Consider the following 9,102-nt stretch of genomic DNA (forward strand, 5'->3'; position numbering starts at 1 on the left):
ACCTTTCTCGACAGCCTGAGGCCGCCCGGCCGGGCGGCCCTTTTTGCTTTGCCGAAAAACGAATCAAGGAGCAACGAGCCGGTATGCCATAATGCCGTCCGCAATGGCAGCCGCAACCCGGGTTTGCCCGCGCGGCGTCGTCAGCATCTTCCGATCGCCTGCGTTGTTCAGAAAGCCCGTCTCCACGATAACGCTCGGCACTTGCACCCGGTTAAGCACGTAATAGGTCTTGCCTGGCATCGGATACCGGAATACCTTCTGCTGCCGGTTGAGCGCGTCTTGGATCAGCGCGGCAAGCAGAGCGCTTCGGCCTTCTCTCTGGTGAATGACAAGCGGTCCGCGCTTGCCTCCCCGCGGCGCCCAGTTGACGTGAACGCTGACGAACATCTTCGGGTTGATCTCCTCGGTCAGTCCTTTTCGCTGGGACAGATCGCGGTTATGGCGCGAAGCGCGGTGCCAGCGGTTGTCGTCGCTGAGCGCGTAATCTCCGGTCCGGTTCAGCACGGTGTGCACGCCTCGGCTTGACAAGATCAGGTACAGCTTGCGCGAGATGGCCAGATTGATGTCTTTCTCCAGAATGTCGCCATAATGGGTGCCGGAATCGATGCCCCCGTGCCCCACGTCGATCAGAACGTCGGCGGTCGGCAACGTATGATGGCTCGGATAGCTCGGAGGAGCGCGATCCGCAACGGGATCCGGTTCATCAACCTGCCGCCATGCCGTCAGCAGCAGTAGCGTTCCGACAAGCAAGCTTCCTTTTCCGATCAGTTTTCTTGCGCGGTCGAACGGCATCGAATCGTTCCTTTCCGTCCCGAGGATCTTGAACATTTGTAGAGTGGCTTGGATTTGCCGCTCTCATACGGCGGTTCGGCCACGGTTCGCGTCAAACGGGCCGGTTTTTATTGGCTGCGGCGCCAGCAGGCCGCATCGTTTGAAACCGTTCTGCAGGGGAACAATAGAGATAACGAAAGGAGGCGTACCGTATGGGAAGCGGTTCGGATCTGCTAAAAGACGTAACCGGAAAGGTTGCCGCCTATTTGACGACACCGGCGCAGGAGCGTAAAGCCGCGGCGAAAAGGACCGGCGAGCCTTGGATGACTCAATGGTTCGGAATGGTGCCGATGGGCGTTCAGCTGTGGTGGCAGGATCGGAAAAAAGAAAAGCCGCACGTTTCCGGCGGGTCGTGACCGGAGACGGCGGCTTTTTTTCGGCTTTAATCGGACTAAGCTTCAAAGCATCGACTTCTTTTGGGGGTTATTCATTGGGGGCTCCCCCGAAAGTAATCGGACTAAGCTTCGAAGAATCTGCGTCACTTTTGGGGGACTATTTTCAGGGATAGAAAAGTCCGGTTTGGCGCAATACGGATAAGGGGATGAACCGCGTACCGTTCATGTCGAGGGCAATGTCGATGCGGCCGCTTCCCCATTTTAAATAACCGATCGCGGGAAGCGCATACAGCATCCGGTCTCCGAACGGCTCGCTGACGTACCGCAGGTGAAGCCCGCGGTCGAGACGGTCGGTGACTTCCGCTTCGTTCTGTTGTCCCACCGGTTGGACGCCGCTCAGCCAAGGCAGCCTCTCGTACGGATCGAAAGGTTCGCCCAGCCGCAGCTGCCCGACTTGAGGAGGAACGGAAGCTTCTCTGACAACGGCTTGCGGCGGCGTATAGGCGGTCGCTTTCTGCCACGAAGAGTCGTCGAGCGGCAGCAGCTCGGTCGATTTGGCGTCCGCCCAATACGTATCGGGGCCGATCCGGACGACCCAGACGGCGGCGAAAGGGTGGACGTAGCTTTTCTCGGCGATATACGGCGATTGGGCATCCTTCAGCAAGCCGTTCTCGACGAGCGTTCGGGTAAGGGCGTTCCGGTCGAAAAGCGGTTGAGACCCCAGACCGTATTCGCCCAGCCGATAGGTGCCGTCCGGGGCGGCGTAAGCGATCAAGTAGCCGACGGGCTGCCCTCGTTCGCCGGTCAAGGTGACGAGCCAGCCGTGGGTGCCGGGACCGAGCGCCTCGATCCGGGTGTTCGCCTGTTTCCATTGGGTGAACGGCTTTTGGGCCGATAGCGCCTGAATCCAGGAAGCGACGTTGGCAGCAAGCCCGGCCGGCGGCGCGAGCCGGACGGCTCCCAGGACGGAGCCGGCAATCGGGGCAGACGCGGGCACGAGCGGCCTTGCGGATGCGGCTCCGGCCGGTTCGACAAAGAGGAAGCCGCCGACAAGCAAGAGAAGCAATCCGGACAAAATCCGCTTGCGGTCGATGGCAAACGCGTGGATTTTCATCGATATCACCTGCTCTATTCCTCGAATTGGCCGCTTAATGATCGGCTTGTCCGCATTATAACGAACTTGATCCGCCGATCCTGTTGGAACGTGTCGCGCCAAAAAGCGAAAACTTTGCCGAAGCTGCGCGCCGTTACTCGATCCCCGGCAAATGAAAGACGCCGCAGTTGATCATGTTCAGCCGAACGCGCGGCCGATACTGCCAGTCGATCTCTTCCTCGCGCTTCCGCCGGCGATTCTCGAGCGCTTCCGCCTGCTCGGGAGTCGCGGCCCGCTCGATCATCGGGCGATAATACTGCTCGATGCGCGCCAGTTCGTCCAATCGGCGCTCGTCGGCTTCGGCCGCCCATCCGAAATCGGCCGACCGCAGCTTGCGTTCGAGCGCGCTCTCCAATTGGCCGAGCGCTTTGCGAAGCGTCAAGCCGTTGCGCAGGAGATGGACGTTGGCCGGAAGACGCGGCGTCAGCTTCGTGCTCCTAAGCCGGTCCAGGAACCGCTCGTCGACGATGCCGGTCGCCAGGGAGATGCCCCAGCCGTAAAGTTCCTCGCGCTTCATGTCGCATTCGAAGCTCACTTTGAAGTTGGCTCCCAGCCATGCGGTATAAGGGCGGGAGCCGAGCGGACCGGGGGCTCCTGGGCCTTTGGCCGGCTCTTCGAACAGCATGACGCAGCGGCCTGCCTGGCGCACCGATTCGAAAATTTGCTGCAGCCGGGACGATCCGAAATAGACGTTATCCCGCAATATTCTCGCTCCCGCGGGCAGCATCGCCGTCAGCGGCGACGGATCCGCCTGCGCGATCGGCTCGGCTGCCGGAGCGGGCACGGGCGCGGCTCCCGGCAGCGCCTCTTCGCCGGGGGGCTCGAAGCTCCAGCGGAAGGTCATCGTCTCGGGTTCGGCGCCGGTCCGGTCGACGAAGCTCCAATAGTATGGACGGTTCGTCAGCGCCCGGTCGGCTTCCGGAGAGAGGCGGACGACGACGTGGGACGGACCCTTTTCGATAATCTGGCTCTGCGTGGATTGCAAATACGACATGACGAACTTTTGCACCTGGCGGGAATTCATCGGCTCTGCCCCTTGTTCATCTCCGACCTTGCGGCGAGCAGAGAGTCCCCGAGACCGTCGATGCGCTTGCGGAGCTCGGCCGAATTTTCCGCTTCCAGCACCATCTTGGCGAGCCGCCTTTCCATCGTCTCTTCCTGCTCCATCCGTTGCACGATTTCGTCCAACTCCCCGATTACCATCTCGAACATATTGATTTTCTCGTGAAGCAAATGCACGATATGCTCCTCGATCGTCCCCAACGTGCACAGGTTGAAGATCCGGACGTCCTCGGTCTGGCCCAGCCGGTGCACGCGGCCGATCCGCTGCTCGACGCGCATCGGGTTCCACGGCAGATCGAAGTTTATGATATGGTGGCAGAACTGCAGGTTGATTCCTTCGCCTCCGGCTTCGGTCGCGACCATCACTTGCGCGCGCCGGCGGAACAGGTCCATCATCCAGTCTTTCTTGCCGCGGTTCATCCCTCCCCGGTAAGGAACGGCCGCGAGGCCGTGCTCCTTGAAAAAGCGGATCAAATATTCCTGGGACGCCCGGTATTCCGTAAAGACGATCACTTTGTCCTGGATGCTCTCGATCAGCTCCATCGTTTTCTCCGCTTTGGTATTCTCCTTGATGTTGCGGATCAATTGCACGAGCTCCCAGATCTTCGCGTGAAGCGGCGATTCCGGCGCCACCTTCTTGGACAGGTTGATCAACGTCAGGAACACCGCGTCGCGGCTGGAACAGACCTCTCGCTGGAGCGTGACGAGGGAGAGCATGCTGGCCATATCGCCGCGCTCGGTTCGGGCATGCTCGCGAATGAACTGCGTCACCCCTTCGTATAGCCCCTGCTCCTCCGCGGACAACCGGAGCGGCACGTTGGCGACGCTGCGCTTCGTGAACGCCAGGGAACCGTCGCTTCGCCGGTTGCGGATCATGACCTGGCCGAGCGCTTCCTGCAGCCGGTCTTCATTCTTGGCGACGCGGCGTCCTTCGACGAAATTGGCGGCGAATTCTCCTTCGCCTCCGAGTTGTCCCGGCTTCAGCAGGGTAATAAGGTTGTAAAGCTCGGACAAATCGTTCTGCACCGGCGTCGCAGTCAGCAGCAAGCAGTATTTTTTACGGAGGTCGCCCGCGAATTGGTAGTTGCCGGTCTTTTTGTTCTTGAGCTTGTGCGCTTCGTCGATGATCAGCATGTCGTATTCGCCTTCGAGCAGGATCGACCGGTGCGGCTCGCGCTTGGCCGTGTCCATGGAGGCGACGACGATCTCATTCGACCATTGAAACGTTTTTTTCTGGGCGATCGCCGGGAGGCCGAACTTGCCGCCCAGCTCGCGAACCCACTGAAGCACGAGCGAAGCGGGAACGAGGATGAGCGCGCGGCGGACCAAGCCCCGAACCCAATATTCCTTCAGGATGAGGCCGGCTTCGATCGTCTTGCCCAGCCCGACTTCGTCGGCGAGGATCGCTCTTCCTCTCATCTCGTAAAGGACGCGGCGGGCGGTCTCGACCTGATGAGGAAGCGGGGTGAGCTGCGGCAAAAGGCGAAGGCATTGGAGTTCGTTGAAATCCTCGACGAGCTGCGCTTCTTCCGCCTCCCAAGCCATCTGGTGCAGCGCCCAGTCGTCCCACGGTCCATTGCGATCGAGACGCCGCTCAAGCTCCTCGAAAGGGCTGTTGTCGACATAGAGATCGACGAGAGGGTGCAGCTTGCGAGAGGGAGGTGCAGACGGACGGGCGGGCGCGATCGGAGCTTGGGTTTCGGGCGCTGCGGCAGCGGCGTCGCCCGCATTCTCCGGCGATTCGGAAAGCCGCTCTTCGGCGGAATTCGACAGAAGGGGCATCGGATCGTTAGGAATCAAGATAGAGGTCCTCCTGTTAGTTGGACATTGAACGTCGGAATCCATGATTAGTATGAGCTTCGAAGCCGGGAACCAAACGTTCCCATTCCGGTTTGAACGGAACCGGAGCTTGTAAAGGGAACGAAGCCTTCGGGACGGGCTCTGAATCGCTCGGCGGTTTGCGGAACTTTGGGTCTTTCGGTCTTTGTCCCCACCACATATGGTGTGGTATAATGGTAAATGCACACAATATCTTGAACGATTTTTCATAGGATAAGTTCGGAAGCTCGTTCGCGGGGAAACGGCCGACATCGAATGTGCGCATAAGCTCTTGGCGGAAAGCGAGCGTTTATGCGGATATTCGCCGGCGGGAGTTACAGTTCATAAGAGAGAGGATGTTCCGGATTTGAAAACGACGGCAGGAACGGCGCGGCTTTCAGGTTTGAGCGAAAAAATATTTTTGGACCGGTACGCATGGAAAAACGCGGATTCCAACGCGACCAAGGTCGGCGATATCGTGCTGGTGCTGACGAAGGACGATCCGAAATTTCCCGCGAAGGAAGTCGGGGAAGTGATCGCGCGCGACGGCCGCAAGGCGACGGTTCGGACCCGGAGCGGGGAAGTGGTCGAGTCCGATGTCGAGAAGCTGACGCTGACGATCGAGAAAACGCCGGAAGAGATGTGGTCCCGGCTTGCGCAAGCAATGGCTTCGGTGGAAGCGACGCCGGAGAAGCAAAAGGAATGGACCGACAAATTCCGCTGGCTTCTGGACGATTGGAAGCTCGTTCCGGGCGGCCGGATCGCGGCGGGAGCGGGAGCCAGCGACGAGCTGACGCTGTTCAACTGCTACGTCATCCCGTCGCCTCACGACAGCCGGGGCGGCATTATGGAGACGCTGTCCGAAATGACGGAGATCATGGCCCGCGGCGGCGGAGTCGGCATCAATCTGTCGTCGCTGCGCCCTCGCCGTTCCGTCGTCAAAGGCGTCAACGGCTCTTCCAGCGGGGCGGTGTCGTGGGGCGGCCTCTTCAGCTATACGACAGGCCTGATCGAGCAGGGCGGCAGCCGCCGCGGCGCGCTGATGCTCATGATCAACGACTGGCACCCGGACGTCGTCGATTTTATTACGGTCAAGCAGACGATGGGCCAGGTGACGAACGCCAACCTGTCGGTATGCGTGAGCAACGCGTTCATGAAGGCCGTCAAGGAAGATCTCGACTGGGAGCTCGTTTTCCCGGACACGAAGGACCCCGAATACAACGAAGTATGGGACGGAGATCTGGACAAGTGGAAGAAGAGCGGCAAATCGGTCGTTCATTACCGCACGGTCCGCGCGCGCGACGTCTGGCGCACGATCATCGAATCGGCCTGGAAATCGGCCGAGCCGGGCGTCGTGTTCATGGAGTACTACAACCAGATGTCCAACAGCTGGTATTTCAATCCGATTATTTGCACGAATCCCTGCGGGGAACAAGGCCTCCCCGCATGGGGCGTCTGCAACCTGTCGGCGATCAACCTGTCCAAGTTCTACGATGCCGAAAAGCATGACGTCGCGTGGGACGAACTGGCCCAGGTCGTTCGCTACTCGACCCGTTTCCTGGACAACGTCATCGACAAGACGCCTTACCATTTCCCGGAAAATGAAGCCAATCAGAAAAACGAGCGGCGCGTCGGTCTCGGCACGATGGGACTGGCCGAGCTCATGATCCGGCTGGAGATCCGTTACGGCAGCCCGGAAAGCATGGGCTTCCTTGACAAGCTGTACGGCTTTATGGCACGGGAGGCTTATTTGGCGTCGACGGAGATCGCCGCCGAGAAAGGCTCGTTTCCGGCGTTCGAAGCCGAACCGTTCCTGCAGAGCGGCTTCATGAAGAATATGGATTCCGTCTATCCCGAAGTGACGGAAGCGGTGCGCAAGCGCGGCATGCGGAACGTGACGGTCATCACGCAGGCGCCGACCGGGTCGACCGGAACTATGGTCGGCACGTCGACCGGCATCGAGCCGTACTTCGCGTTCGAATACTTCCGCCAGAGCCGGCTCGGCTTCGACAAGCAGTACGTTCCGATCGCGCAGGAGTGGAAGGACGCCCATCCGGGCGAGGAGCTGCCGGCCTGGTTCGTCACCGCGATGGATTTGTCCGCGAAGGATCATATCCGGGCCCAGGCAGCGATTCAACGTTGGGTGGACAGCTCGATCTCCAAAACGGCGAACTGCCCGGCCGACTTCACGGTCGAAGAGACCGCGGAACTGTACGAGATGGCGTTCGAGCTCGGCTGCAAGGGCGTCACGATCTACCGCGACGGAAGCCGCGACGTTCAAGTGCTGAGCACGTCGAAGGAAGAAAAGAAGGAAGAAGCTTCGGCATCGGCTCCCGCGGCGGAGGCGGCGGCCGAATCCGCGCCTGCCGCGGAGACGGAGGCGCTGGACTCGCTGGCCGCGTCTTTGCCGGTGACGGCCACGCCGCAGCAGACGGCCGTGTTCGACAAGCAGTACAAGAGCCGGCCGAAGGTGCTGCGCGGCGCGACTTACAAGTTCAACACGCCGTTCGGAATGGCTTACATTACCGTCAACGACATCGACGGCACGCCCGGCGAGATCTTCCTGAACGTAGGCAAGGCCGGCTCCGACGTGTTCGCCATGGCCGAGGCGCTCGGCCGCGTCATCTCCTTGTTCCTGCGCTACGGCGACCACGGCAACAAGGTGCAGCTATTGATCAAGCACCTGAAGGGCATCGGCGGTTCCGGAGCCGTCGGCTTCGGCCCGAACCGCGTCGAGTCGATCGCCGACGCCGTCGCCAAGGCACTCGAGATGCATGCCAGCCTGCTCTCCGAAGACGAGCAATCCGCCGCCCGCGAGACGCCGATCGCCGCCGCCGCATCCCCGGCCGGAGACGCCGGCCACGATCACGGCGGTTCGGGCGGAATCGCGCCGTACACGTCCACGGACCTGTGCCCCTCCTGCGGCTCGGCTTCGCTGCTGAACGTGGAAGGCTGCAAGACATGCGCGAACTGCGGCTACAGCAAGTGTTCATAAGGAAAGAGAGCCCCCGGCGACGGGGGCTTTTTTTGGCATGTTGTGAAATTCCAGAATTAATTGGAATTGTAACATAATTTTTTAGACGGTTTGTTGCAGAATTCGTTAGATTCCAGTGCGAATACGCCCACGTCCGAGTACGCGCCAGAGTACGTCATTTTCTGGCGGTCACGGGCAACCGGTACACAACACGAAGATAATCCGTTCCTTGTAAAATCCAATAAATCGTAGGTTGGATGTTGGATAGGCTGTACCTGCACATACTAGTAATTCTCACCGTTGTAATAACGCTGGAGCTTGCGCTCCAAGTGAACGAGCTGTGACTTTTTTTCTTCAATATCGTCTAGAAGTTTTTGCTTTTGATCTTGAATGATTTTAATTCGCTCAGGCAAGGTAGCGGTTCCGGCCATCACCATATTAGCGAATTGTTTAATATCCTCTACACTCATCCCGGTTTCGCGAAGGCATTTGATGAAAACTAACCAATTTATTTCGGAATCGGTATATAGACGATTATTCTGTTCGCTCCTTGCCGCCGGTTCCAAGAGCCCTTTTCTTTCATAGAAGCGTATCGCTCCTATACTGAAGCCGACTTTTTGCGCCGCTTGACCAATCGTATACATTTCATCTTCCTCGCTTATTTATTTTTTTGGTTGACCTACACTAAGTGTAGCATAGTAATCTAATCACTGTGAGATGAAAATAAAATTTGGAATGAGGGAAGAAAATGAAAAAGACCGCATTAGTAACCGGCGCAAACAAAGGAATTGGATTCGAAATCGCTCGAAGTCTTGGTAAGCGTGGCTATGACATTCTCGTTGGAGCGCGTGATGAAGCCCGTGGGCAGGCAGCAGTCGAAAACCTTGCCGCAGAAGACATATCGGCGACGTTCATCAAGATTGATTTGA

8 protein-coding genes are annotated in these 9,102 nt (G+C 59.0%); 3 read left to right on the plus strand and 5 right to left on the minus strand.

What is annotated here, in order from left to right:
* Positions 1-63: 63 nt before the first annotated feature.
* Positions 64-792 (minus strand): N-acetylmuramoyl-L-alanine amidase family protein, encoded by a 729-nt coding sequence (locus H7C18_RS34430; protein WP_185133663.1) that lies wholly within the window; start codon positions 790-792, stop codon positions 64-66.
* A 191-nt stretch (positions 793-983) separates the two neighbouring features.
* Here H7C18_RS34430 and H7C18_RS34435 point away from each other — a divergent pair, with 191 nt between their 5' ends.
* Positions 984-1,187, plus strand: a complete 204-nt coding sequence (locus tag H7C18_RS34435; protein ID WP_185133664.1) for a YqzE family protein — start codon at positions 984-986, stop codon at positions 1,185-1,187.
* Between the two features lie 142 nt (positions 1,188-1,329).
* On the opposite strand, the gene H7C18_RS34440 is transcribed toward H7C18_RS34435, so the two are convergent.
* From H7C18_RS34440 to H7C18_RS34450, 3 genes are all read right to left on the minus strand, one after another.
* Positions 1,330-2,280 (minus strand): hypothetical protein, encoded by a 951-nt coding sequence (locus tag H7C18_RS34440; RefSeq protein WP_185133665.1) that lies wholly within the window; start codon positions 2,278-2,280, stop codon positions 1,330-1,332.
* A gap of 133 nt (positions 2,281-2,413) precedes the next feature.
* Positions 2,414-3,343: a YqhG family protein gene (locus H7C18_RS34445; RefSeq protein ID WP_185133666.1), complete on the minus strand. Its 930-nt coding sequence runs from the start codon at positions 3,341-3,343 to the stop codon at positions 2,414-2,416.
* Positions 3,340-5,163 carry a DEAD/DEAH box helicase gene (locus H7C18_RS34450; protein WP_185133670.1) on the minus strand — a complete coding sequence of 608 codons (1,824 nt, stop codon included), beginning with the start codon at positions 5,161-5,163 and terminating at the stop codon, positions 3,340-3,342. Before H7C18_RS34450 ends, H7C18_RS34445 begins: the two co-directional genes overlap by 4 nt.
* Positions 5,164-5,566: 403 nt before the next feature.
* Between H7C18_RS34450 and H7C18_RS34455 the strand changes: the two genes are divergently transcribed.
* Positions 5,567-8,194: an adenosylcobalamin-dependent ribonucleoside-diphosphate reductase gene (locus H7C18_RS34455; RefSeq protein WP_185133667.1), complete on the plus strand. Its 2,628-nt coding sequence runs from the start codon at positions 5,567-5,569 to the stop codon at positions 8,192-8,194.
* Positions 8,195-8,457: 263 nt separating this feature from the next.
* On the opposite strand, the gene H7C18_RS34460 is transcribed toward H7C18_RS34455, so the two are convergent.
* A complete protein-coding gene (locus tag H7C18_RS34460) occupies positions 8,458-8,817 on the minus strand; it encodes a MerR family transcriptional regulator (RefSeq protein ID WP_185133668.1) in 360 nt (119 codons plus the stop codon).
* Positions 8,818-8,921: 104 nt separating this feature from the next.
* On the opposite strand from H7C18_RS34460, the gene H7C18_RS34465 reads away from it, so the two are divergent.
* Positions 8,922-9,102: SDR family NAD(P)-dependent oxidoreductase (locus H7C18_RS34465; RefSeq protein WP_185133669.1), on the plus strand; the 181-nt coding region annotated here is incomplete at its 3' end.

This window comes from Cohnella zeiphila, from assembly GCF_014212055.1.
Classification (GTDB): domain Bacteria; phylum Bacillota; class Bacilli; order Paenibacillales; family Paenibacillaceae; genus Cohnella; species Cohnella zeiphila.

Coding starts and splice junctions, on each gene's coding strand:
- H7C18_RS34430 (WP_185133663.1), bottom strand. CDS start 792: ATGCCGTTCGACCGCGCAAGAAAACTGATCGGAAAAGGAAGCTTGCTT.
- H7C18_RS34435 (WP_185133664.1), top strand. CDS start 984: ATGGGAAGCGGTTCGGATCTGCTAAAAGACGTAACCGGAAAGGTTGCC.
- H7C18_RS34440 (WP_185133665.1), bottom strand. CDS start 2,280: ATGAAAATCCACGCGTTTGCCATCGACCGCAAGCGGATTTTGTCCGGA.
- H7C18_RS34445 (WP_185133666.1), bottom strand. CDS start 3,343: ATGAATTCCCGCCAGGTGCAAAAGTTCGTCATGTCGTATTTGCAATCC.
- H7C18_RS34450 (WP_185133670.1), bottom strand. CDS start 5,163: ATGCCCCTTCTGTCGAATTCCGCCGAAGAGCGGCTTTCCGAATCGCCG.
- H7C18_RS34460 (WP_185133668.1), bottom strand. CDS start 8,817: ATGTATACGATTGGTCAAGCGGCGCAAAAAGTCGGCTTCAGTATAGGA.